The 23,866-nt window shown below is 60.7% G+C and carries 25 protein-coding genes; 10 read left to right on the forward strand and 15 right to left on the reverse strand.

Annotation, left to right across the window (positions count from 1 at the left end):
• Positions 1-51: 51 nt before the first annotated feature.
• The 5 genes from AB5Y64_RS17070 (at position 52) to AB5Y64_RS17090 (ending at position 5,791) form a co-directional block, all read left to right on the forward strand.
• A complete protein-coding gene (locus AB5Y64_RS17070; RefSeq protein ID WP_368204296.1) occupies positions 52-1,653 on the forward strand; it encodes a GGDEF domain-containing protein in 1,602 nt (533 codons plus the stop codon).
• A 148-nt stretch (positions 1,654-1,801) separates the two neighbouring features.
• Positions 1,802-3,157 (forward strand): nucleotide 5'-monophosphate nucleosidase PpnN, encoded by a 1,356-nt coding sequence (gene ppnN, locus AB5Y64_RS17075; RefSeq protein ID WP_216993900.1) that lies wholly within the window; start codon positions 1,802-1,804, stop codon positions 3,155-3,157.
• 122 nt (positions 3,158-3,279) lie between these two features.
• Positions 3,280-4,077: a flap endonuclease Xni gene (gene xni, locus AB5Y64_RS17080; protein WP_069785575.1), complete on the forward strand. Its 798-nt coding sequence runs from the start codon at positions 3,280-3,282 to the stop codon at positions 4,075-4,077.
• A gap of 142 nt (positions 4,078-4,219) precedes the next feature.
• Positions 4,220-5,227: an isocitrate dehydrogenase gene (locus tag AB5Y64_RS17085; RefSeq protein WP_049636264.1), complete on the forward strand. Its 1,008-nt coding sequence runs from the start codon at positions 4,220-4,222 to the stop codon at positions 5,225-5,227.
• Positions 5,228-5,347: 120 nt separating this feature from the next.
• Positions 5,348-5,791: a hypothetical protein gene (locus tag AB5Y64_RS17090; protein WP_010673379.1), complete on the forward strand. Its 444-nt coding sequence runs from the start codon at positions 5,348-5,350 to the stop codon at positions 5,789-5,791.
• A 66-nt stretch (positions 5,792-5,857) separates the two neighbouring features.
• On the opposite strand, the gene rlmM is transcribed toward AB5Y64_RS17090, so the two are convergent.
• From rlmM to dinB, 6 genes are all read right to left on the reverse strand, one after another.
• Positions 5,858-6,952 carry a 23S rRNA (cytidine(2498)-2'-O)-methyltransferase RlmM gene (gene rlmM, locus AB5Y64_RS17095; RefSeq protein ID WP_041214679.1) on the reverse strand — a complete coding sequence of 365 codons (1,095 nt, stop codon included), beginning with the start codon at positions 6,950-6,952 and terminating at the stop codon, positions 5,858-5,860.
• Positions 6,945-7,331 (reverse strand): DUF423 domain-containing protein, encoded by a 387-nt coding sequence (locus tag AB5Y64_RS17100; protein WP_010673377.1) that lies wholly within the window; start codon positions 7,329-7,331, stop codon positions 6,945-6,947. The genes rlmM and AB5Y64_RS17100 overlap by 8 nt, the downstream gene beginning before the upstream one ends.
• Before the next feature lie 43 nt (positions 7,332-7,374).
• On the reverse strand, positions 7,375-8,010 hold the full coding sequence (locus AB5Y64_RS17105) for an alpha/beta fold hydrolase (protein ID WP_069651748.1): 636 nt from the start codon (positions 8,008-8,010) through the stop codon (positions 7,375-7,377).
• Positions 8,011-8,022: 12 nt separating this feature from the next.
• Positions 8,023-8,943: a transcriptional regulator GcvA gene (locus tag AB5Y64_RS17110; RefSeq protein WP_029313926.1), complete on the reverse strand. Its 921-nt coding sequence runs from the start codon at positions 8,941-8,943 to the stop codon at positions 8,023-8,025.
• A gap of 286 nt (positions 8,944-9,229) precedes the next feature.
• Complete coding sequence (locus tag AB5Y64_RS17115) at positions 9,230-11,365, reverse strand: methyl-accepting chemotaxis protein (RefSeq protein ID WP_045523602.1); 2,136 nt, start codon at positions 11,363-11,365, stop codon at positions 9,230-9,232.
• Between the two features lie 67 nt (positions 11,366-11,432).
• A complete protein-coding gene (gene dinB, locus AB5Y64_RS17120) occupies positions 11,433-12,485 on the reverse strand; it encodes a DNA polymerase IV (protein WP_010673373.1) in 1,053 nt (350 codons plus the stop codon).
• Positions 12,486-12,701: 216 nt separating this feature from the next.
• Between dinB and AB5Y64_RS17125 the strand changes: the two genes are divergently transcribed.
• Positions 12,702-12,911, forward strand: a complete 210-nt coding sequence (locus AB5Y64_RS17125; protein ID WP_010673372.1) for a hypothetical protein — start codon at positions 12,702-12,704, stop codon at positions 12,909-12,911.
• Between the two features lie 80 nt (positions 12,912-12,991).
• Here AB5Y64_RS17125 and nqrM read toward each other — a convergent pair whose 3' ends face one another.
• From nqrM to AB5Y64_RS17170, 9 genes are all read right to left on the reverse strand, one after another.
• Complete coding sequence (gene nqrM / locus AB5Y64_RS17130; protein WP_010673371.1) at positions 12,992-13,216, reverse strand: (Na+)-NQR maturation NqrM; 225 nt, start codon at positions 13,214-13,216, stop codon at positions 12,992-12,994.
• A gap of 11 nt (positions 13,217-13,227) precedes the next feature.
• Entirely contained in the window at positions 13,228-14,265 is a 1,038-nt protein-coding gene (locus AB5Y64_RS17135) for an FAD:protein FMN transferase (RefSeq protein WP_029313924.1), read from the reverse strand.
• A 3-nt stretch (positions 14,266-14,268) separates the two neighbouring features.
• Positions 14,269-15,492 (reverse strand): NADH:ubiquinone reductase (Na(+)-transporting) subunit F, encoded by a 1,224-nt coding sequence (nqrF, locus tag AB5Y64_RS17140; RefSeq protein ID WP_010673369.1) that lies wholly within the window; start codon positions 15,490-15,492, stop codon positions 14,269-14,271.
• A 17-nt stretch (positions 15,493-15,509) separates the two neighbouring features.
• Positions 15,510-16,106, reverse strand: coding sequence for an NADH:ubiquinone reductase (Na(+)-transporting) subunit E (nqrE, locus tag AB5Y64_RS17145; protein WP_005303538.1), 597 nt, complete (start codon positions 16,104-16,106; stop codon positions 15,510-15,512).
• A 3-nt stretch (positions 16,107-16,109) separates the two neighbouring features.
• The gene (locus AB5Y64_RS17150; protein WP_005303545.1) at positions 16,110-16,742 is read right to left on the reverse strand and encodes an NADH:ubiquinone reductase (Na(+)-transporting) subunit D; all 633 of its coding nucleotides are present in this window, start codon (positions 16,740-16,742) and stop codon (positions 16,110-16,112) included.
• The gene (locus tag AB5Y64_RS17155) at positions 16,735-17,523 is read right to left on the reverse strand and encodes a Na(+)-translocating NADH-quinone reductase subunit C (RefSeq protein ID WP_029313922.1); all 789 of its coding nucleotides are present in this window, start codon (positions 17,521-17,523) and stop codon (positions 16,735-16,737) included. Before AB5Y64_RS17155 ends, AB5Y64_RS17150 begins: the two co-directional genes overlap by 8 nt.
• A complete protein-coding gene (locus tag AB5Y64_RS17160) occupies positions 17,513-18,742 on the reverse strand; it encodes an NADH:ubiquinone reductase (Na(+)-transporting) subunit B (protein WP_010673367.1) in 1,230 nt (409 codons plus the stop codon). Before AB5Y64_RS17160 ends, AB5Y64_RS17155 begins: the two co-directional genes overlap by 11 nt.
• 3 nt (positions 18,743-18,745) lie before the next feature.
• Complete coding sequence (locus AB5Y64_RS17165) at positions 18,746-20,089, reverse strand: Na(+)-translocating NADH-quinone reductase subunit A (RefSeq protein WP_041211275.1); 1,344 nt, start codon at positions 20,087-20,089, stop codon at positions 18,746-18,748.
• A 419-nt stretch (positions 20,090-20,508) separates the two neighbouring features.
• The gene (locus tag AB5Y64_RS17170; RefSeq protein WP_010673364.1) at positions 20,509-20,817 is read right to left on the reverse strand and encodes a BolA family transcriptional regulator; all 309 of its coding nucleotides are present in this window, start codon (positions 20,815-20,817) and stop codon (positions 20,509-20,511) included.
• A 207-nt stretch (positions 20,818-21,024) separates the two neighbouring features.
• Here AB5Y64_RS17170 and AB5Y64_RS17175 point away from each other — a divergent pair, with 207 nt between their 5' ends.
• From AB5Y64_RS17175 to AB5Y64_RS17190, 4 genes are all read left to right on the forward strand, one after another.
• Positions 21,025-22,158 carry a methyltransferase gene (locus AB5Y64_RS17175; protein WP_010673363.1) on the forward strand — a complete coding sequence of 378 codons (1,134 nt, stop codon included), beginning with the start codon at positions 21,025-21,027 and terminating at the stop codon, positions 22,156-22,158.
• 24 nt (positions 22,159-22,182) lie between these two features.
• The gene (locus tag AB5Y64_RS17180) at positions 22,183-22,755 is read left to right on the forward strand and encodes a YajG family lipoprotein (protein ID WP_039040711.1); all 573 of its coding nucleotides are present in this window, start codon (positions 22,183-22,185) and stop codon (positions 22,753-22,755) included.
• A gap of 14 nt (positions 22,756-22,769) precedes the next feature.
• Complete coding sequence (locus AB5Y64_RS17185; protein ID WP_010673361.1) at positions 22,770-23,321, forward strand: peptidylprolyl isomerase; 552 nt, start codon at positions 22,770-22,772, stop codon at positions 23,319-23,321.
• A 114-nt stretch (positions 23,322-23,435) separates the two neighbouring features.
• Positions 23,436-23,765, forward strand: coding sequence for a hypothetical protein (locus tag AB5Y64_RS17190; protein WP_052816331.1), 330 nt, complete (start codon positions 23,436-23,438; stop codon positions 23,763-23,765).
• Positions 23,766-23,866: the final 101 nt, after the last annotated feature.

The following is a 23,866-nucleotide window of genomic DNA, read 5'->3' on the forward strand; positions in this document are numbered from 1 at the left end:
TCTGTTGCTGGACGAAACAAAAACGATAATGACAACAGGGCGACCTGAAGAATGAATGATATGGCTGCCGTAACAGGACAACTGGCAAGACTCAGGGAATCCCTCCAGCAGAAACAGCAGGAGCTTGACGGCATGGCGAGCTTCTCCGATGCCGAACGCACCCGCAGTATCCAGTTCATCGGCAAGTTGATGCAAGCCTGTCGTGGCCACGATCGCGAGCTCGACAACCGGCTCGCCAAGCTCAAGCAGAAACTTGAAGGCAACCCTCCGCTCACCTCCATCGATGCGGATCTGATCGCCATCGAGAAGCTGTTGCAGCAGCACAGCCACACCATGGAAGAGTCCATCAGCCTGACCCGGGCAGCCATCGATCTCGGCAGCAAACAGCTCAAAACCATCAAGGGGTTTCCGGAAGATACCCGCCGCGCCCTCAAGGAGTTTCTCGCCAGCCCGGAGAGTTACGGCATCGGCGATCACCAGAAGAAGGTGATCCGGCTGCTGGAGTTCTACCAGCAGGCGATCAAGATCCAGCTGCTGCCGCGCAAGCCGCTGATCCCCCCTTCGGCGGAGATCCCCACCGAGCTCTCCAGCCCGGCCCCTACCGACTCCTTTGACATCAAGGCACATGCCCAGATTTCAGACGAGTTGCAGCGTCTCATCACCGAGCTCGACTTTGCCGGCGCCGTGGGCGAGAGCCTCGCAGACATCCGCCGCCAGTTGCTCGGGGGCATCACCCCTGCCCTGCTGGCCGAAGTCTGCCTGCAGATCATCGAGCTCATCATCGAGGGTACCCGGGAAGAGCGCAAAGCCTCCCAGGCGTTTCTCAGCACCCTGAACGAGAGTCTCTCCTCGGTCCATTACAGCTTTACCGAATCCCTGGATGAAGGGCGGGCGCTGCAAAATGCCGCCCATCTCAGCGGACAGGCGCTGGAGCGGGAACTCGCCGCCATCGATCGCGCCATGGCAGCCCATGACTCGCCACAGATACTCAGGGGCGCCATTTCTGGGCATCTGGACACCATCCGCCGGCTGCAGCAGGAGCGGGAGGAGATGGCCAACCGCGAGCGCCACCTGCTCACCCGCCTCTCCACCATGGAGTCCAAGCTGCGCTTGATGAAGGAGGAGACCGCCGAGTACAAGAAGCGGCTGACCATCCAGAAACACAAGCTCTTCCTCGACAGCCTGACCCAGGTACACAACCGGGCGGCCCTGGACGAGCGGCTCGAGCTCGAATACAAACGCTGGTTACGCTATGGCACCCCCCTGTGCCTGGCCATCATCGACATCGACCACTTCAAGCACATCAATGACAACTACGGTCACATGGCCGGCGACAAGGCATTGAAGGTGGTTGCCAAGGCCCTGCAGAACGCCTTGCGCGACACCGACTTCATCGCCCGCTTTGGCGGTGAGGAGTTCGTGGTCTTGCTGCCGAACATCAATCCGGACAAGTACCAGAAGCCGCTGGAGAACCTGCGTCAGACCATCAAGAGCATCCCGTTCCGTTTTCGCGATGCCAAGGTGGAGATCACCATCTCCATCGGCGCAACCCTGTTCAAGGATGGGGACAACCCGTCAGATGTGTTTGAACGGGCGGACAAGGCACTCTACCACTCCAAGCACACCGGTCGGGATCAAGTGACACTGGCCTGACAAGCGGCTAAAAAAACAGCGAACAGTCGTCGCCCTATTTCCCTCCACCCTCTGTTACCACTACTATCGATCTCAGGGGATGCAACATAGCGTCCCCTTTTCTCCCCAGGGAAAAACACAACGATAACAAGTGAGTAAAGGGGAACCTATGATTACGCACATCAATCCCGTCGGCAGCATGGATTTGCTGTCACAGCTTGAGGTGGATCGCCTCAAGCAGACTGCCTCCAGCGATATCTATCAACTGTTTCGCAACTGCTCGCTGGCAGTGCTCAATTCCGGTAGCCATACCGACAGCTCCAAGGAGATCCTGGAGCGCTTCAAATCGTTCGATATTCATGTGATCCGGCGCGAGCGCGGGGTCAAGCTGGAACTGTTCAATGCCCCCGAGCACGCCTTTGTCGATGGCGAGATCATTCGCGGCATTCAGGAGCACCTCTTCTCGGTGCTGCGCGACATTCTCTATGTCTCAAATCAGCTCGAGTCCAACCGCCTGGTCAATCTGACCAACTCCACTCATATCTCCAACGTGGTGTTCGCCATCCTGCGCAACGCCAAGGTGATCCTGCCCGGCGCCGATCCCAACCTGATCGTCTGCTGGGGTGGCCACTCCATCAACGAGATCGAATACCAGTACACCCGCGCCGTGGGCAGCGAGTTGGGCTTGCGTGAGCTGAACATCTGTACCGGCTGTGGCCCGGGTGCCATGGAGGGCCCGATGAAGGGGGCCGCCGTCGGCCATGCCAAACAGCGGGTGCGCAACGGGCGCTACATCGGCCTCACGGAGCCTTCCATCATCGCCGCCGAACCGCCCAACCCCATCGTCAACGAGCTGGTGATCCTGCCGGATATCGAGAAGCGGCTGGAAGCCTTCGTGCGCCTCGGTCACGGCATCATCATCTTCCCGGGCGGGGTCGGCACCGCCGAGGAGCTGCTCTACCTGCTCGGTATCATGATGCACCCGGCCAACGATCGCCAACCCATCCCCATCGTGCTGACCGGCCCGAAAGAGAGCGCCGACTACTTCCGCGCCATCGACGACTTCGTCAAGGCGACCCTGGGGGAAGCCGCCACCAGTCTCTACCGGATCATCATCGGCGATGCGCCCGAGGTGGCCCGCGTGATGAAGGAGGCGATGCCGAAGATCCGCGAATACCGCAAGTCGGTGGGAGATGCCTACTCCTTCAACTGGTCCCTGCGGATCGAGCCCGAGTTCCAGCTGCCGTTCGAGCCGGATCACGCCAGCATGGCCAGCCTGGATCTGCATCGCAACCAGCCACCCCAGCTGCTGGCAGCCAACCTGCGCCGCGCCTTCTCAGGCATCGTCGCAGGCAACGTCAAGGAAGGGGGCATCAGGGCCATCGAGAAGAAGGGTCCCTTCAAGCTGCACGGCGACAAGGAGCTGATGCACCTGATGGACAGATTGCTGGAAAGCTTCGTCAAGCAGCAGCGGATGAAGCTGCCGGGCAGCCAGTACGTTCCCTGCTACGAGATAGTCAAATAGTCGGGACACCACAATGCACCGGAGGGGCCCATGGGCCCCTCTTTCATTGACTGGTCTTCTACGGGGTTAGCAGGAGACGCCACCATTGTTACAATGGCACTCCCCGACGCCCGGAGTGCCCCATGCCACACCTGCTCATCATCGATGCCCTCAACCTCATCCGCCGACTGCACGCGGTGCAGAGCCAGCAGGGACTGACCCCGGCTCAGGCCCTGCTCGCCACCCGTGCCAACCTCATCAACACCTGCAAGAAGCTCCTGGCGGCCAGCGAGCCGACCCACGCCATCGCGGTCTTTGACGGTGAGGTCCACAGTTGGCGCAAGACGCTCTATCCCCCCTACAAGGAGGGCCGCACCCCCATGCCGGATGAGCTGAGGGAAGGGCTTGCCGACCTGCAGGACGCCTTCTGGGAGTGCGGTGTGGATGCCCTGCTCTCCCAGACCGACGAGGCGGACGATCTCATCGCCACCCTGGCAAGCGGCATTGCCCAGCACGGCGCCAGCGCCACCATCATCTCCACCGACAAGGGGTTCTGCCAGCTCATCTGCCCGCAGATCCGGGTGCGGGATTACTTCAACAAACGCTGGCTGGATGCCGCCTTCGTCCAGCAGCAGTACGGCGTTACACCGACCCAGCTTGTGGACTTCTGGGCCCTGACCGGTATCAGCGGCTCCAACATCAAGGGGGTGCCCGGCATTGGCCCCAAGACCGCCACCCAGTTGCTGCAGCAATACGGGGACCTGGCTGCCATGCTGGAGGCCTGTGAGCGGGAGGAGGCCACCAGACCCCTGCTCAAGCTGCGCCAGCACCGGGAAGAGGCCCTGCTGGCCCAACGCCTGGTCCGGCTGCAGCACGATATCCCGCTCGGGTTCAACCTGCGGGAGATCCGCTACCCTCCCGTCCCTGATGCCGGGGCGTGATCCCCAGCACACCATTTCCCAAGACAGGCCGTACCTGTTGACATAAATGGGTAAAATGTAAAGAAACATGGAGAATGTGGTGCAAAAATGGTATAAAGCCGACGAATCCTCCCCCTCTGTTCCCTAGAAGTGGATACGCCTCATGTCAAAAAGAAAGATTACCGTCATCCCGGGCGACGGCATCGGCCCCAGCATCATCGAATCCGCCATCCAGATCCTGACCCACGCGGGTTGTGACTTCGACTACGAATACGCAGACGCCGGTCTGGTTGCCCTGGAAAAACATGGCGAGCTGCTGCCCCAGGCCACCCTCGACCTGATCGAGAAGAACAAGGTCAGCCTGAAAGGCCCGCTCACCACTCCGGTCGGCGGCGGCTTCACCTCCATCAACGTCTCCCTGCGCAAGAAGTTCAATCTCTACGCCAACGTGCGCCCCGTCCTCTCCTTCAAGGGCACCAAGAGCCGTTACGACAACATCGACATCATCACGGTGCGCGAGAACACCGAAGGCATGTACTCCGGTGCCGGCCAGAAGCGCAGCGATGACAACCAGAGCGCCGAGGCGATGAGCATCATCACCCGGGAAGGGGCCGAGCGCATCGTCACCTTCGCCTTCGAGCTGGCGCGCCAGGAAGGACGCAAGAAGGTCACCATCATCCACAAGGCCAACATCCTCAAGTCCACCTCCGGCCTGTTCCTGGAAGTGGCCCGTCAGGTCGCGGCCCGCTACCCGGACATCCAGAACGAGGAGATGATCGTCGACGCCGCCTGCATGAACCTGGTGATGTACCCGGAGCGCTTCGATGTGATGGTCACCACCAACCTGTTCGGCGACATTCTCTCGGATCTCTGTGCCGGTCTGGTGGGGGGGCTGGGCATGGCGCCAGGCGCCAACATCGGTGAAGGGGCCGCCATCTTCGAAGCGGTACACGGCTCTGCGCCGGACATCGCCGGCAAGAACATCGCCAACCCCACCTCGGTGATCCTCGCCTCCATCCAGATGCTGGAGTATCTCGGCATGCAGGACAAGGCGGAGCGCATTCGCGAGGCCGTGCGGACGACCATCGAGTCCGGCGATCGGGTGACCCGTGACCTGGGGGGCACAGCGTCCACCAGCGAATTCACCCAGGCCATCATCGACCGTCTATAAATAGAATCCAACCATATGATTTTAAAAGGGAGCTTCGGCTCCCTTTGTTTTATGCCAACGCCTCCCTACCTCCCTCGCCAGATGAATACTATGTTGATATGAGGGATAAGGAGATCCACCATGCGTGCTACTTTCATCTTGCTGATTGTCAGCAGCAGTGCCACGGCATTAGACAGGCCAGTCGACAATGCCTGGTTGACGCCGCCTCCCCAGCACGAGGCGCCAGCCAAGCAGACCTGGCAATCCACCCTGGATACCAACGATCTGCTCAAACAGCCCAAGCCGCTCTCCCTGGGGGTGGATATCACCACCGACAGCAACGGTAATCGGCAGATCACCCCCTATCAGAAACTGAACCTCACGGCAGAGAAGAGCGTCAGCCTCTCCTTCGAAAAGCAAAAGCCCAGGATCAAGTTCAACGCTGGCGGCATCAACACCTCGGTCAAGCTTCGCGGGGATGGCGTCAAGATGCAGTTCAACCCCAGTGACAAGACCATTCCCCTGCAAATTGAGCTGAAGATCACCGACGACGAGTCCATGATGCGTCTGGACTACCGCTTCTGATGACCCAGACACAAAAAAACCGGACGTCGCCGTCCGGTTTTTTCATGCCCTGTTCCCGATGCTGCTTCAGGACTTGGGGGACAGCTTGGAGACCCAGAACTTGTTGTAGACGTGCACCGTGATCTCTTCGCGATCGTGATAGAGCTGTTTGGCCTGAATGATGAAACCGCCGTCGATGTCGGCCAGCAGTCCGCGCAGCACCTCGATGTTGTGCACCGCTTCGGCGTAGCGCTTCTTCATCGGCAGCTTGAGGTTGAACATGGCTTCCTGACAGTCGTTCTCCCTGAACCAGTCGGCCACCATGTGGGTCACTCGCGCCGGCTTGTCCACCATGTCGCACACCAGCCAGTAGGTATTCTTCTTGCTCGGCCGCCACACGAAACCATCGTCACGGATATGCTTCACCTGACCTGTGTCCATCAGGGATTGGGCCATCATGCCGTTGTCCACCGCCGTCACCATCATGCCGCGACGCACCAGCTGATAGGTCCAGCCACCCGGGCAGGCGCCAAGATCCACGGCCTTCAGGCCGGAGCACAGGCGCAAGTCCCACTCTTCCTTCGGCACGAAGACGTAGAACGCCTCTTCCAGCTTGAGGCTGGAGCGGCTCGGGGCATCGGCCGGGAATCGCAGGCGCGGGATCCCCATGTGGAAGGCAGAGTTGTTGAAGGAGTAGGAGTACCCCAGCATCAGGTGGTCATTGGCCAGGAAGAAGGCGTGGAACACGGGACGGTTCGGGGTCTCCTTCTTGGTCAGGATCTCGTTGCTGCGCAGCGCCTGGCGAAGCGGCACGGTGAACTTGCGGCAGAAGGCGGAGAGCTCCTTCGCCTCGTTGGTATCGGCCGTCTCCACCCGCAGATCACCGCAAATGGCGTAACCGCTCGCCGCCTCCAGGATGGGAGAGACCCGATCGCTTATTTCCAGATCTTTCAGCTCGTGGGTCACCACCAGCATCTGGCGAATGAAGATGAGCTCGCGGAACGGCAGCTTGCGCGCCAGCAGATCGGCCTGCTCCTCGTCATACAACTCGAAGATCACATAGCCGCTGTCGTCCTTGACCCGGGCAAAGCCGTAGCACTGCATGTTGCCGGCACGCTCGGTGATCTCTGCCGCCGCCTCTTTCTCAAAACCCGGGCGGCAATAAAGCAGCAGATTATTCATTCTTTCCTCCAAGACGACAGCCGGCCCACATCAGAGCCGCCCATCCCAACATAAAACAGAGGCCACCGGCCGGGGTGATGAGCCCCAGCCCCTTGCTGCCAAGCAGCACCATGGCGTAAATACTGCCGGAGAATCCCAGGATCCCCAGCACAAAGACGGCGCCCGCGAAGGTGATCACCTTGCCGCGCACGCCGCACAGCCCCAGCACCAGCAGGGCCAGGGCGTGGAAAAACTGGTATTGCACGGCGGTGTTGAACGCCGCCAGCAACGAAGGAGCAATGCCGGTCGCCGCCAGCCCGTGAGCGCCGTAGGCCCCGAGCATGGTGGCCGTCAGGCCGAAGAAGCCCGCCAGCACCAGCCAATGTCGTTGGATCTGCATCTTCTCTCCTTGCACGCTTCTTCTCTCGACCCGCTCGAGATGGTCAGGAGCGGCCCACCGCCGCGATAAAATCCTTGATCCGCTCCGCAGCCAGGCGCAGGTTCTCCTGCTCGCTCATGCCGCTCGCCTTTCTCGGTTTGAAACCATGATCCCCGTCGGTCAGCCAGTGGACCGATACGGCGGGTGAGAAGGGGAAATCGGCCAGCTCGGCGCGAGAACCGAAGGTATCGCGCTCCCCCTGCAGCAGCAGCGTGGGCGTCGTGATCAGCTTGAGCACCTCGCCCCGCCATGCGTCGGGCTTGGCCGGGGGGTGGAAAGGATACCCGAGAACGATCAATCCTGCAGCATCCATCTCGTCGTCCCCCTCGCAAAACAGCTCGGCCGCCATCCTCCCCCCCATGGACTTGCCCGCCAGAAACAGCCGGGGATGGGCAAACTGACGCACCATCTCGCGCCAGTGAGCCAGCAGCACGGGTTGTCTGTCCGGCGGCCTGCGTTTGCCGTCCTGAGCCCGTTTGGTCATGTAGGGGAAGTTGAAGCGCACTACCTCGATATCCGGCCCCGCAAGCAGTCGTGACAACTCGGCCAGGAAGCTGTGCTCCATGCCCGCCCCCGCGCCGTGGGCCAGCAGAATGCGAACGGGGGCGTCACTCGCCCCCTCTCTTGTCAGGTCAGTCACCAGGTCAACTCCTCAGGCATCGGCAAGGCGGGCACGCCTGCGGGCCTCTTCCTGCTCCACCAGTTCCAGCATCCAGTCGCGAAAAGCCACTATCTTGCCCTGATCGGACTGCTGCTCCTGACACACCAGATAGAAAGCGTTCTTGCTCACCAGCACCTGTTCGAACGGGCAGATGAGACGACCCGCCTCTATCTCCGGCTGGGCCAGCACGCTGTGGCCGAGCGCCACCCCCTGACCGTGGATCGCCGCCTGGATCACCATGGTGGAGTGGCTGAAGATGGGCCCCTGATTCACATTGGGCGCGTCGATGTCGAGCTGGCGGAACCAGGCCTTCCAGTCGCGCCGGGAGGTGTCGTGCAGCAGGGTGTGACGGGTCAGATCGTCCGGGGTGCGCAGGGGCTTGGGGCCGGTCAGCAACAGGGGCGAGCAGACCGGGATCAGGTACTCGGTGTGCAGCTTGTCCGAACGAAGACCCGGCCAGTTGCCGCGGCCGTAGTAGATGGCCACGTCCACGTCGTCGGTGAGGGAGCCCTCGTCCATGTCCACCGCCTTGATCCGCACATCGATGTCCGGGTGGCGTTCGCTGAACTTGACCAGGCGGGGCACCAGCCACTGGATGGCGAAGCTCGGCTGCAGGGAGACGGTGAGCGCCCCCTTGGCGCTGCGGGCCAGCAGCTTGTCGGTCGCCTCGGAGATGGAGGCAAAGATGTCCTTGATATCGAGGAAGTAGCTTTGCCCCTCCTCGGTCAGTAGCAGGGAGCGATTCTTGCGGCGAAACAGCTTGATGCCGAGATACTCCTCCAGCGCCTTGATCTGGTGGCTGATGGCTGCCTGGGTCACGAACAGCTCTTCTGCTGCGCGGGTAAAGCTCAAGTGACGAGCCGCGGCTTCAAACGCTTTCAGTGCATTGAGCGGAGGTAAACGACGAGACATGGAATCGGCCGACGATGAATTTTTCTAATGGGGCGCATTATAAATTGTCGGTTGCGGGTCGACCAGTGAATAAACATAATTCGCCACGCAATTCGTTGTCATATGGCTCACACCTTCTCTTCCATGTTGGTTTACATGTGGTTTTTGTGAGTGAGTCGACAGTGATTGTGGTGTTGTGTTTCTTCCTCTGCGGGAAGAAGGGCTAAATCAGGTCGATTTAACCCAGTCTGTCATCTGAATGTGTTTGGCGCCTCCGGTTGGATGGCGCCTTTTTTCTTATCCTCCCCTACACCCGGAACTGGCCCACCAGTTGCTGCTGCTTGTCCGCCAGTTGCGACAGCTCGCGCCCGTTGTCGGCGGAGGTCGCCGCTTCCGCCCGAATGGTATGGCTCACGTCGCGAATGTTGCTGACGTTGCGATTGATCTCGTCCGCCACTCCGCTCTGCTCCTGCGCAGCCCTCGCGATCTGCTCGTTCATCTGGTGGATGGTGCCGACAGCCTGGATGATCTGCTCCAGCACGCTGACCGACAGCTCCACCTTGGTGAGGGTCAGATCCGCCTGGTGATGGCCGGTCAGGATCGCCTTCACCACCGCCTCCGTCCCCGACTGCAACTGGCCGATGAGGTTCTGGATCTCGACGATGGCGTTCTGGGTTCGGCCCGCCAGGTTGCGCACCTCGTCGGCGACCACCGCAAAACCGCGCCCCTGCTCACCGGCTCGGGCCGCCTCGATGGCCGCGTTCAAGGCCAACAGGTTGGTCTGCTCGGCAATCCCCTGGATCACCACCAGGATGTCGTTGATGTTGTCGCTGTTGGCGGAGAGGTGCTCCACCACTGGTTTGGCATCGCTTATCACCGTCATCAGTCTGGACATGGCCTCCTGGGTCTGCGCCACCACGGACTTGCCCTCCTGGGCCGCCGTGTCGGCCTCATCGGCCGCCGCCACCGCCGCATTGGCATTGCCGGCGACCTGCAGGGCGGTAGCGCTCAACTCTTCAAACGCGGTCGCCACCAGATCCACCTCCTGATACTGGGACTGCATGCCGGCGCTGGTACGGGCTGCTCCTTGCGCCGCCAGGGCCGCACTGGCCCGAGTGCCCGCAACGGTGTCGATCACCTGGCTGATGGTGGATTGCAGCTTGTCTAGGAACTTGTTGAACCACTTGGCCAGCTCGCCTATCTCGTCATCCCTGCGCAGATCGATGCGCTGGGTGAGATCCCCCTCCCCGCTGGCGATGTCCTTGAGGCGTGCCACCACGGCGCGGATGGGCGCCACGATGCGCTGGGCCATCAGCCAGATGCAGAGCAGGGCGAGCGCCGAAATCCCGCCACCTATGGTGAGCTGGGTTGCCACGCTGCGCTGGGCCTGATCCTCAAGCTCCCCTTGCAGTTGCAGGGCCGAGGCGAGCACCACGGCGCGGGGCAGCTCGATATAGATGCCCCACTTGCGATCCGTACCGCGCATGCTGACCGGCACGAAGGTCTGCAACAGTGCGCCATCCGGGCTCCAGCGCGTCACCACATCTCCCTTGGTCAGCCACCCCTTGAGATCCTGCGCCAGCCCTTGCTGCTCCAGCAGATTGCCAAGGGCGACCGGGAACCCTTCCACGCCGGCCACCCGCCCTTCACTGCTGAGCAGAAGCACCTTGCCCTGCCCCTTGTAGAGGGTCCGGCCCATCTCTTCCACCAGGCTCTGCAGGGTCCCCAGGGAGATGTCGACCCCCACCATGCCAAGCAGGGAGCCCTGGTCCAGCAGCGGCACGGTTACCGAGGTCATCAACACCTGCTGGGTCCCCACCTCGTCCACATAGGGTTCGAGCAGACAGAGCGCCTTGCTGCGGATGCTGCAACTGTACCAGTCGTTCTCAAGACCGCCGTGTCCGGAGGGCTTGTCGTTGGCCAGCATCGCCTCGTCCATCACCTCCAGGTTGACCTTGCCGTCGACCCTGGCCCAATAGCTGGAAAAACGCCCCTTGTCGTTGGCGCCAAGCGCCGTCGACCCCTGATAGTTGTCATCCTCCCCGTCGAGCTGGTTGGGTTCGAATACCGCATAGACACCGAGCAGGTTCGCTGACGACTCCGCCGCATCCTGCAACTGCTGGTTGACGGCATTGCGCAGCGCCTCGGAGTGAACGAAGTTGTCGGCCGCGTTCTTGCGCTGGAACAAGATGCCCTCGGCAAGCAGGGTCGCCCTGAAGTAAGCCTCATCGAGGTAGCTGGTCACCCGGGCTGCCTGGGTCGCCCCCATGGCCTGCATCCAGTTTTCTGCCGCGTGCTGCCCCTCCAGGGTGGTGGAGGTGAGCACCTGCTCCTGCATGCGGGCCGCGTTGAAAAGAGAAGAAGCCACCAGCGCGACGGCACTGGCCAGCAGACAGCAACCGGCGATCAGGGTGATCCGTCCCTGAACAGAAAGAGAACTCATGCCACTATTTCCTAACGTCTACAGATGTGAACACTGTATCGGTTTTGGATACAAAAACTTAACTAAATCAGCAGAGATCCAGGCTTAATTGATTGATTTCACCCGCTCCGGGCAAACCAACGACCAGACCGAGCAGGCGAATGGGTTTTCCTTGAGCCCGTTGCAGTCCCTCGTGCAGCAGATCGTGGAAGCGGGCCGCCTGATAACTCCCCTTGCGATAGACGGTGGTCTGGTGAAAATCGGCAAACTTCAGCTTGATCCCCTGCCCCATCAGCATCTCCGCAGGGCAGGCCTTGGCAAAACGCTGCTCCAGCTCAGGAATGAGCCGGCTGAGCACCTGCCAGCAGGCGTCCTCGTCCAGCACGTCGCTGGCGAGCGTCGTCTCCACACCGATGCTCTTGCGCACCCGCCTGGCCTGCACCGGCTGATCATCATGCCCCCAGATGCGGCCGGCCAGCATCTCCCCGAGCTTGCCGAAACGGGCGATCAGCTCCTCGTTGCCGAGCTGGCGGGCATCTTCGCAGGAGTAGAGCCCGAGGGACTCCAGCCGCTCTGCCGTCTTGCGGCCGATGCCGGGCAGCTTGCCAAGGGGGAGCTGGCGCACGAACTCGTCCACCTCCTGGGGGCGGATGACGAACAGGCCGTCAGGCTTGCGCTGCTCGGAGGCGAGCTTGGCCAGAAACTTGTTCGGCGCCACACCGGCCGAGGCAGTCAGCCCAAGCTCGGCGCTGATGGCGGCGCGGATCTCCGCCGCCATCAGGGTGGCGCTGCCACCGCAGCGGGGACTCTGGGTCACGTCGAGATAGGCTTCATCGAGGGAGAGCGGCTCCACCTGCTCGGTATAGCGCAGGAAGATGGCGCGCAACTGGCGCGAAGTTTCTTTGTAGACGGCCATCCGCCCGGGGATCAGCACCAATGGCGGACAGAGCTTTCTGGCCAGGGCGCTCGGCATGGCGGAGCGTACCCCGAAGCGGCGCGCCACGTAGTTGCAGGTGGAGATGACTCCGCGTCGGTCAGCAGCGCCACCGATGGCGAGCGGCACCTCCCTGAGGGCCGGGTTGTCCCGCATCTCCACCGCGGCGAAGAAGCAGTCCATGTCGATGTGAATGATCTTGCGCATGGCCGTGTCTGTTGCTGTGTCGACAGCCTCCCGAACAGATCATAGGGATAGACCCTGGGCATCCGGCGAGGAGGCGTGTCGAACGACAAAAATACTGTATGGATAACCAGTTGAACGTTCCATGCTACCCCAAGCCTGTCATTTCTGCCAGCGCGCCAGCGCGGGCTAGGGCATAGACTCTCAGGGCTCCCATTTGCGGGGGCTGGGAGGTGCAGGATGAAAAGATTCTGGCCGCTGCTGGGCCTGCTGCTGCCGCTGACGGGCACGAGCAAGGATCACCCGACTGCGGAGTGCAACTGGCTCTATCAGCGCATCGCCGCCTTGGAAAAAGCCATACAGCAAGGGGATGAACTGGGCACCAGGGAGGAGCTGGCAAAGCGAAAGAAAGAGTTCAAGGCAAAGGCATGCAGCCAATATGACTACTGACCCCATGCCACATAAAAAACGAGCCGACCCAGGGGTCGGCTCGTTTCGTTGCAAGGCTGCCTTCAGAGCGATATCCGCCGTTAGATGATGCGGTTGTCCACAAGCATCTTGCGACGGGCCTCTTCCTTGGCCATCTTCTTCTTGCGGTTGTCGCAAGGCTCGGGGCAGTCGCACTCCTTCTCGATCCCGATGGAACCCAGGCCGCCACAGGAGCCGGAGATGGACTTGCGCTGGAAAATGTAGCCGATGGCCATGGCCACCACGACCATCAGAAACACCCCGAAGGTGATCAGAAAGATCTGCATGTAGTTACCCCTTACTTCTTGACCAGATATGGTTTGAAGGCATCCGAATAAGCCTCTTCGAACCCGTCATCCGTCTTGGTGATGGTGAAGATGGCCAGCCCCCGTTCCTTGGCATAGGCCAGGCTCTTCTCCGGCCCCATGACCATAAACACGGTCGCCAACCCGTCTGCTGTCATGCAGGAGGGGTGGATGACGGTCACCGACACCAGGCGGTGCTGGATGGGCTTGCCCGTCAGCGGATCCATGGTGTGGGAGAAGCGCTTGCCGTCCAGCTCGTAATAGTTGCGGTACTCGCCCGAGGTGGCCACCCCGTTGTCACCGGGCAGGATCACCTCCTGTACTGAACCGGCATTGACGGTCGGCTTCTCGATGGCGACACGCCAGGGATGCCCCTTGCCGTTGACACCGTTGATGCGCAGCTCGCCGCCTATCTCCACCAGATAGTTGCGCGCCCCCTGGGACTCCAGGTACTCGGCCACCTTGTCTACGCCAAACCCCTTGGCAATGGCGGAGAGATCCACGTAGAGGTCCGGGATGTCCTTTTGCAGGGTATCGGCATCGGCAGAGGTTATCACATGCAGATTGCCAAGGCCCGTCTTCTGCCGGGTCTGGGCGATCAGCTCGTCGGACGGCACCTTGGTCGGTCTGGCATCCGGCCCAAAGCCCCACAGATTGACCAGAGGACCGACGGTGACGTCCAGCGCCCCGCGGCTCTCGCGGCCAATGTGAATGGCCTCGGTTACCACCCGTGCGGTATCGCGGGAAACCACCACAGGGGTATTGCTCTTGTGCTGGTTGAAGCGTGACAGCTCGGAATCCGGGCGATAGGTCGACATCTGATCGTTGACCCGCTCCAGCAAGACGTCGACCTCGGCTTGCAGCCTGGCGGCATCCTGAACAGCACTATCTGCCACCTTGATGGAGTAGTAGGTACCCATGGTGCTGCCGGTGATGTGGATCTCCGGCTTCGATTGGACCGTTTCCTGACCGCACCCAGTCAAGAAAAAGGCTAGCCCGAAGGCTAGCCAGGTCTTTACAACGCTGTGCATGGATTAACCACCGAAGTCATCCAGCAGGATGTTCTCATCTTCAACACCGAGGTTTTTCAGCATGTTGATGACGGCGGCGTTCATCACGGGAGGCCCGCACATGTAGAACTCGCAATCCTCAGGCGCCTCGTGGTTCTTGAGGTAGTTCTCGAACAACACGTTGTGGATGAAGCCGGTGTAGCCATCCCAGTTGTCTTCCGGTTGCGGATCGGACAGGGCGACGTGCCACTGGAAGTTGTCGTTCTCGGCCTGCAGCATGTCGAAGTCTTCGACATAGAACATCTCGCGCTTGGAACGGGCACCGTACCAGAAGCTCATCTTGCGCTTGGTCTTCAGACGGCGCAGCTGGTCGAAGATGTGGGAGCGCATCGGCGCCATACCCGCACCACCACCGACGAACACCATTTCGGCGTCGGTGTCCTTGGCGAAGAACTCGCCGAACGGACCGGAGATGGTCACCTTGTCACCGGCCTTCAGGCTGAAGATGTAGGAAGACATCTGGCCGGGAGGGGCAGTCCAGTTGCTGGGCGGCGGGGTTGCGATCCGCACGTTCAGCATGATGATGCCGAACTCTTCCGGATAGTTCGCCATGGAGTAGGCACGGATGATCGGCTCGTTGACCTTGGACTCCAGCTCGAAGATCTTGAAGCGATCCCAGTCGCCACGATACTCCTCGGGAATATCGAAGTTCTTGTACTGCACGTGGTGGGCAGGCGCTTCGATCTGGATATAACCACCGGCGCGGAACGGCACGCTCTCGCCATCGGGGATCTGCAGCTTGAGCTCCTTGATGAAGGTGGCCTTGTTGTCATTGGAGATGACGGTACAGTCCCACTTCTTCACGCCGAAGATCTCTTCCGGCAGCTCGATGTCCATGTCGGAACGGACGGTGACCTGACAGGCCAGACGCTCGCCATGACGGGCTTCGCCCTTGCTGATGTGATCCAGCTCGGTCGGCAGGATGTCGCCGCCGCCGGATTTCACACGCACCTTGCACTGACCACAGGAGCCACCGCCGCCACAGGCGGAGGAGACGAAGATACCACTGCCGGCGAGCACGCCAAGCAGCTTGCCACCCGCCGGGCTGGTCACAGCCTTGGCCGGGTCGCCGTTGATGCTGATTGTCACGTCACCGGCGGTCACCAGCTTGGACTTGGCGAACAGAATGACTGCCACCAAGGCCAGCAGGATCACGGTGAACATGACCACACCCAGAATAATTTCCATCTATATTTCCTTTCCGATTACAGGGAAATACCAGAGAAGGACATGAAGCCCAGCGCCATCAGACCCGCGGTGATGAAGGTGATGCCGAGGCCGCGCAGGCCTTCCGGAACATCGGAATATTTCATCTTCTCGCGGATCCCTGCCATCGCGACGATAGCCAGCATCCAGCCTGCACCCGAACCCACGCCATAGACCACGGACTCAACGAAGTTGTAGTCACGCTGCACCATGAAGGAGACGCCGCCGAAGATGGCGCAGTTCACGGTGATGAGCGGCAGGAAGATACCGAGGGCGTTGTAGAGGGCCGGGAAGTACTTGTCCAGGGCCATCTCCAGGATCTGCACCAGGGCCGCGATCACCCCGATGAAGGTGATGAAGCTCAGGAAACTCAGATCCAGACCGGATACCAAGGCACCGTCTTTGAGCACGTAGTTGTAGATCAGGTTGTTGGCCGGGACGGCAACGGTCTGAACCACGATAACGGCAATCCCCAGGCCCATGGCGGTCTTGACCTTCTTGGACACCGCCAGGAAGGTACACATCCCCAGGAAGAAGGAGAGCGCCAGGTTCTCGATGAAGATCGAGCGAATCAACAGACTGATATAGTGTTCCATACCTTAATCCTTCGCCTCCACCTGCTTGGGATCCTTGGTGCGCACGCCCCAGATGATCAGACCAATGATGAAGAACGCACTCGGCGGCAGCAGCAGCAGGCCGTTGGGCACATACCAGCCACCATTGTTCACCAGCGGCAGCAGCTCGATGCCGAACCAGGTGCCGGAACCCAGGATCTCGCGCACGGTGGCCACGGTCAGCAGCACGGCGCCATAACCCAGACCGTTGCCGATACCGTCCAGGAAGGAGGGCAGCGGGGCACTCTTCATGGCGTAGGCTTCGGCACGACCCATCACGATACAGTTGGTGATGATGAGGCCGACGAACACCGACAGTTGCTTGGAGATGTCATAGGCATACGCCTTGAGCACCTGGTCAACCACGATAACCAGCGAGGCAATCACCGCCATCTGGGCGATGATCCGCACGCTGTTCGGGATCTGGTTGCGGATCAGGGAGATGAACAGGTTGGAGAAGGCGGTGACCGCGGTAACGGCCAGCGTCATCACGAACGCCGTCTTCATCTGGCTGGTAACGGCCAGCGCGGAACAGACACCCAGCACCTGCAGTGCGATGGGGTTGTTGCCGAGCACAGGCGTCAACAGCAACTTTTTCATTTCGCTCTTGTCAGCCATTGTTGATTTCTCCTGCACGTACCTTGGCCAGGAAGGGACCGAAGCCCTTGGGGCCCATCCAGAAGTCGAAGGTGTGCTGTACACCATTACCGGTCAGGGTTGCACCAGACAGGCCGTCGATTTCATGCTCGGAACCAGCCGGAGCATGGCCCTTGATCACCCGCAGCGCAGGCTGACCGTTCTGGTCGAACAGCTTCTTGCCGACGAACAGCTCGCGCCAGGCCGGGTTCTCGATCTCGCCACCCAGACCCGGGGTTTCACCGTGGTCATAGTAGGTGATGCCCTTGATGGTCTGACCGTCGGCCGCGACCGCTACGAAGGCATACATGGTGGACCACAGACCCTGGCCGTAGATCGGCAGGATGATGTTGTCGACCTTGCCTTCGGCATCTTTCGCGAAGAACACGGGAACCAGCTTGGAGATCTGACGCAGGCCGGCCTTGTCGTCGGCCGGGGCCAGACGGATGCTCTTGGCCGGATCCTTGGCGGCAACCTTGGTGTCGAAGTTGTCGGCGTCGCCGTCAACGAACTCACCGCTGGTCAGATCCACCAGACGCGCTTCAATCTTGTCGCCATAGAGCTGGGCCAGATCACGCTTGGCCACGGCGCTGATGTCGACGCCGGCGACGGACAGGATGTTGCTTTGCTTGTCCAGTGCCTTGTTTTCCAGCTGGGCCGGACGCAGACCCACGGCAGCCACGGAGACCACGATGGAGCAGACCAGACACAGACCGGTCACTACGGCGAGAGTGCCGGTAGTAGAGTCTTTATTAAACGCCACGTGCGATCCTCCGCTTGATGTTCGCCTGTGCCACGAAATGGTCAAACAAGGGGGCAAACAGGTTGGCGAACAGAATGGCCAGCATCATGCCTTCCGGGAATGCAGGGTTAACTACCCGGATCAGCACCACCATCACGCCGATCAGGGCGCCATACCACCACTTGCCCTTGTTGGTGAAGGCAGCGGAGACGGGGTCGGTCGCCATGAAGGCCATGCCGAACGCGAAGCCACCCAGCACCAGGTGCCAGTGCCACGGCATGCTGAACATGGGATTGGTATCGGAACCGATGACGTTGAACAGCAGGGAGGTCGCAACCATGCCGACCATGACGCCGGCGATGATGCGCCAGGAGGCGATGCGCATGTAGACGATCATGGCTGCGCCGATGAGGATCATCAGGGTGGAAACTTCACCGATGGAACCGGGCAGGTTGCCAAGGAAGGCATCCATCCAGCTGATGGCTTCACCGGTGGCACCGTTGATCAGCGCCATCTGGCCGCCCTGGGCCCACTGGCTCAGTGCGGTTGCGCCGGAGAAGCCGTCAACAGCAACCCAGACCGCATCACCGGAGATTTGACCCGGGTAGGCGAAGAACAGGAAGGCACGACCCGCCAGCGCCGGGTTCAGGAAGTTTTTGCCGGTACCACCGAACACTTCCTTGGCCAGCACCACACCGAAGGTGATACCCAGGGCAGCTTGCCACAGGGGCAGCTCGGGCGGCACGATCAGGGCGAACAGGATGGAGGTCACGAAGAAGCCTTCGTTGATCTCGTGCTTGCGCACCATGGCGAACAACACTTCCCAGAAACCACCGACGATGAAGACGGTGATGTAAATCGGGAAGAAGTGCGCCGCACCGATCAGCATCTTGCTGCCGATGCCGGCGACGGCCGGATCCAGCGAGGCACCGAACAGGGTGGCCAGGGCGTATTGCCAGGAATCGGCACCGGCCGCGCTGCCCATGTGGGCGATGGCGGCGATGGACTGGTTGCCGACGTTGTACATGCCCCAGAACATGGCCGGGAACACAGCCAGCCACACCATGATCATCATGCGCTTCAGATCGATCGCATCACGGACGTGGGCGGCATTGCGGGTCACGGAACCCGGGGTATAAAACAGGGTGTACGCCGCTTCGAACAGGGCATAGTACTTGGCGTACTTGCCACCCGGCTCGAAGTGATGTTCCATATTTTCAAGAAGTTGCTTGAAACTCATCGCTTAACCTTCCAGTTCGATCTTGGTCAGGCACTCACGCAAGACGGGGCCGTACTCTGTCTTGCCGGGGCAGACGAAGGTACAGAGCGCCAAATCTTCCTCATCCAGCTCCAGGCAGCCGAGCGCCTGCGCGCTGTCGGTGTCACCGGAGATCAGATCCCGCAGCAGCAGGGTCGGCAGGATGTCGAGCGGCATCACACGCTCATAGTTGCCGATAGGCACCATGGAGCGATCACTACCGTTGGTGGTGGTAGTGAAGTTGATGAGTTTGCCCTTCATCAGGTGAGAGAGGGTGGTACGGGTGATGGAGAACTTGTTGGCACTGGGTTTGACCCAGCCCATGAACTCTTTCTCACGGCCTTCGCCCAGCACGCTCACCTGGTTGTGGAAGCGACCCAGATAGTCATGGACCCCTTCGGCCTTGGCACCGCTCAGCAGGGAACCGGAGATGATGCGGTTTTCGTCCGCACGCAGCTCGTTGTTGGTCAGCTGGCTGAGGCTGGCACCCAGACGGGTACGCAGCAGACGCGGCTTGATGACGTTCGGGCCAGCCAGGGAGATCACCTTGTCGGTGAAGATCTGGCCAGTGGTGAACAGCTTGCCGTAAGCGATCACGTCCTGATAGTTGATGTGCCACTGCACCTTGTTGGCACCGACCGGATCCAGGAAGTGGATGTGGGTGCCCGGCAGACCGGCGGGATGCGGACCGACGAACACGGCTTCCTTGACCTGGGCCAGGGAGGAGTGCGGCAGGCTGGCTTCGCCCTTGCAGACGTGGACAGTACCATCGGTCAGGCGGGTCAGCACGGCCAGACCGTCGAGGAAGGCCTGGGCCTGTTCCTTGATGATCAGCTCCGCACTGGCGGCCAGCGGGTTGGTGTCCATGGCGGTGACGAAGATGGCGCGCGGGGTGGAACCCACGGCAGGCACCTTGCTGAACGGGCGGGTACGCAGCGCGGTCCATTGGCCTGATGCGACCAGGATCTCCTGCACCTTGCTACGCTCGAGCTGTGGCAGCTCGGCGGAGGCAAAATGCTCAAAGGTCACCTGCTCGTCGGACCCATCGATGTCGATGACAACGGACTGGAGAACACGCTTGGCACCACGGTTGATCTCAGAAACCACACCGGTGGCAGGGGCCGTGAATTTAACGCCGGGATTCTTCTTATCTTCGAAGAGCTCCTGACCTTTAATGACGCGATCACCTACTTTGACAAACATAGTAGGACGCATCCCCACGAACTCTTCGCCGAGTGTAGCAACACGGGTGATGGCCGGGCCATCGTAGATTACTTGCTCCGGAGCACCCAGCACGGGGATGTCCAGTCCTCTTTTAATTGTAATCATACTCACTTGCACTACCGTTAAGGGAAGACAGGTTGGTTAGCGCCGAGAAATACATCACGACGAGTTGTTGAATGAGCCCGTCAACATCGCGGAAAGCTGTCGAAGAAATAAACAAATCAGCAACATACAGGATCATTCAAAAGCGCCTGAGTTTACCACCTTAGGCGAGTTAGCCGCCACGCCAAATGGGGAAAATCCCCGCCCTATCACAAAATTAACCTTCACTGAATATTTCGCGCACGTCCTTGCAAACCGTGGTTTTAAAGGACTTTTCGCAAAACTAACCATATAGAGGTATTTTTCAGGCATAAGGAAAAGGATTAGAAAAAATAATGCCATCCCCCTCATCCCTGGCTGCACACCGTTCGTGATAGCGCTGTTAATGGCCCGAGGAAGGCGCCATCAGGAGGTCCAACGGCTCACGCAAAGGGGGATTTGCTGACGCAACCCGGCGTCTTTGGCGCCTGCTCCCTGGCCTGCCACTCGGATTCGGTATAGGTATGCAACGCCAATGCATGAATGGCTCCCGCCAACTCGTCGGCCAGCACCCCGTTCACCTGACGATGGCGCCCCAGCAAACGCTGTCCCTCAAACGCCTGGCTCACCACGACTACCTTGAAGTGGCTTTCGGAGCCCGGTGCCACCCTGTGCATGTAGCTTTCATTGATCACTTCCAGGTGGCTCGGGGAGAGCGCGGCGGCCAGCTTGGCCTCTATCTGTTGTTGCATGCTCACGGTAAGGACTCCTCGTTGAATATCCGGCCATTGTAGCCAGGGTTGTGCGCCCGATGCATCAGGTACGAAGGATCCGCTCGCTCTCGCCGCACCGGACTGGTGAATTTCTCCGCCGCCGCTAGAATAGCGCCACTTTCACCGCTGCCGGGCAACACGGGGCAGACGGTCGCCATTCATCAATCACACGTTGGACTCTTGCCTATGCAAACCCTGCTCGACACGGCCCACTGCCGCCTGACCCTGTATCGTTACCCGCGGCAGAGCCAGGATCCCCTGCAGGCCTGGGATGCGGCGGACGAGTACCTGATAAGCCACCTTGCCGAATCGCAGCAGGCACCTGACGGCCCCGTCATCATCATGAACGACGGCTTCGGCGCCCTGGCAGGCTATCTGCATGCCCACGCCCCCGTCTGCGTGACCGACTCCCACATCAGCGAGCGGGCCACCCTGGCCAATCTGGCGGAAAACGGGCTGGATCCCCACGCCATCACCCTGCAGGATGCCCTGGCCCCCCTGCCCGATGCCCCCGCCCTGGTGGTGATCAAGGTCTCCAAGTATCAGGCGCTGCTGGAGCAGCAACTGCTTGCCCTGCGCGGGGTCGTCACCCCTGCGACCCGCATCATTGCTGCCGGCAAGGCCAAGGACATCCACACCTCCACCCTCAAGCTGTTCGAAAAGTATCTGGGGGAGACCCGCACCTCGCTCGCCTGGAAGAAGGCGCGCCTCATTCATTGCACCCCGGCCGCCGAGCGCCCGTCCCTGACCAGTCCCTTCCCGACCGTCTGGCCGCTGGAAGGCACCGACATGCTCATCCACAACCATGCCAACGTGTTCTCGCGCACCAGCCTGGATATCGGCGCCCGCTTCATGCTGGACAACCTGCCCATCCACAGTGCCCGCAGGGTGATCGATCTGGGCTGTGGCAACGGCGTGCTCGGGCTCTCCCTGCTGGCGCGGGACAGCGAGGTGGAGGTGACCTTCATCGACGAATCCCGGATGGCGGTGGCGTCCGCACGGCTCAACGTCGAGCACAACCTGCCCGATGCCCTGCCCCGTGCCCACTTCATGGTCAACAACTGTCTCGATGACGTTCCCGTCGGGGCAGCGGACAGGATCCTCTGCAATCCCCCCTTCCATCAGTTGCAGGCGATCACCGATCACATCGCCTGGCAGATGTTCAGCGACGCCCACCGGGTGTTGCCTCAGGGGGGCGAACTCTGGATAGTAGGCAACCGTCATCTGGACTATCACAACAAACTCAAGCGCCTGTTTGGCAACGCACAAGTCGTTGCGTCGAACAGCAAATTCGTTATTTTGAAAGCCATCAAACGCTAAAGATAAAGCTAAAGGAAACCCATGATGAAAAAGTCACTCTTGCTGCTGGCCGCTCTGGTATTGGGCGGTTGTGCTACTCACTGGCCCGAGAGCGCCCTGCTCAACCCGCAAGTCATCCCCTCCAACCAGCAGTACTACTCCGGCAACCGCATCACCATGGAAGGGGTGGACAAGCGTGAAGCCGCCTATGTCTTCTCCATCAAGAAGAAAGAGAAGGCTCCTGTGCTGGTGAACAGCAGTCAGCCTCTCAACAGCCTGCTGGCTGAAAAACTGGCGGAAGGGCTGCGCAGCCAGGGCCTGGAAGTGGGCAACAGCGGCACCACCAACCTGACGCTGGCCATCTCCACTGCCGCCGTCACCGTGGAAGAGAAGACCTTCACCTATGTCACCAAGTCCCGCGTCAGCCTGCAGGTGATTGCGGACTTCCAGGGCAGCAAGCTGACCAAGCAGTTCAACATGTCCTCCAGCAAGGAGGGCCCGGGCGAACCGAGCATGGCCGATCTGGAATCCACTCTGAACCAGCAGCTGGGCAGCGTGCTGCAGCAGATCATGGCCGACGAGGCGCTGCGCGGTTATCTCAAGGGTCAGCCGAGCTGAGCGAGGATATATAAATGAAGAAACTCTGGTTACTGGTCACCCTGATCGCCCCCCTGGCTTTTGCCGGTCAAAAAGTCCAGATGGAGACCAACCATGGCACCATCGTCGTGGAGCTGGCCCCCAAACAGGCGCCCCAGACCGTGAAGAACTTCCTGCGCTACGTGGCAGACGGCAGCTATGACGGCAGCCTGTTCCACCGGGTGATCCAGAACTTCGTGGTGCAGGGTGGAGGCTACAACCAGCAGTTCCAGCCCCTGCCGACCTTCGATCCCGTGGTCAACGAGTCCAGAGGCGGCCTGCCCAACAAGCGCGGCACCATCGCCATGGCCCGCACCCAGGCGGTCGACAGCGCCACTCGCCAGTTCTATTTCAATCTGGTGGACAACGACAACCTCAACGCCAATGCCGGCGCCGGTTACACCGTGTTCGGCCAGGTCGTGAAGGGGATGGAGGTGCTGGACAAACTGGCCCAGGTCCAGACCGGCTACAGCTCCATCCTGCGTGCCAACGACGTCCCCACCAGCCCCATCATCCTGAAGAAAGTGGTGCTGCTCGCGGACAAATAACGCGGCCCGGATCACATTCCACCGCGTCCCTGAACGGGTCACCGGTCTCTTTTTCTATACTCTGCTCCCCGATGTGTGCCACGCATCGGGGAGCAGAACCAGAAGGAGGAGCCGGTGACCTGTCATGATTACATAACCCAACACGCCGGCCCGCTGGCCCAGGCGGTTCGCCATTTTCTGGCACGCAAGATTCCCTATCAGCAGCTGGAAGACTTGAGTTGGCAGCTCCTCTCCCACTGGCAGGCGCTCTGCGTGATCCCCATGGACAAAACCCCCGCCAACGCACAGGAAGGAGTGTTCTGGCATCTGCTTCACAGCCTGCACCTGTGGGATGAGCAGCGCCTCCTCTGTGATGACGCGCTGCGCCTGCAACTCATGGCCTGCGCCAATTTTCTCGCCGACGGGGGCCCCTGCCCGCACCACTGCATCGGCTCACGTCCCTGAAACCTGCCGCCCGCCACTCGGCTTGCCTTGGCTACGCCTGCCGAACCTGACAAAATGACCCCCTTTTCCCAGAGGAGTCAGGCTGTTGAACAATCTCCGCC

Origin of the sequence: Aeromonas sp. R5-1 (genome assembly GCF_040908265.1) — a bacterium.
Classification (GTDB): Bacteria; Pseudomonadota; Gammaproteobacteria; order Enterobacterales; family Aeromonadaceae; genus Aeromonas; species Aeromonas caviae.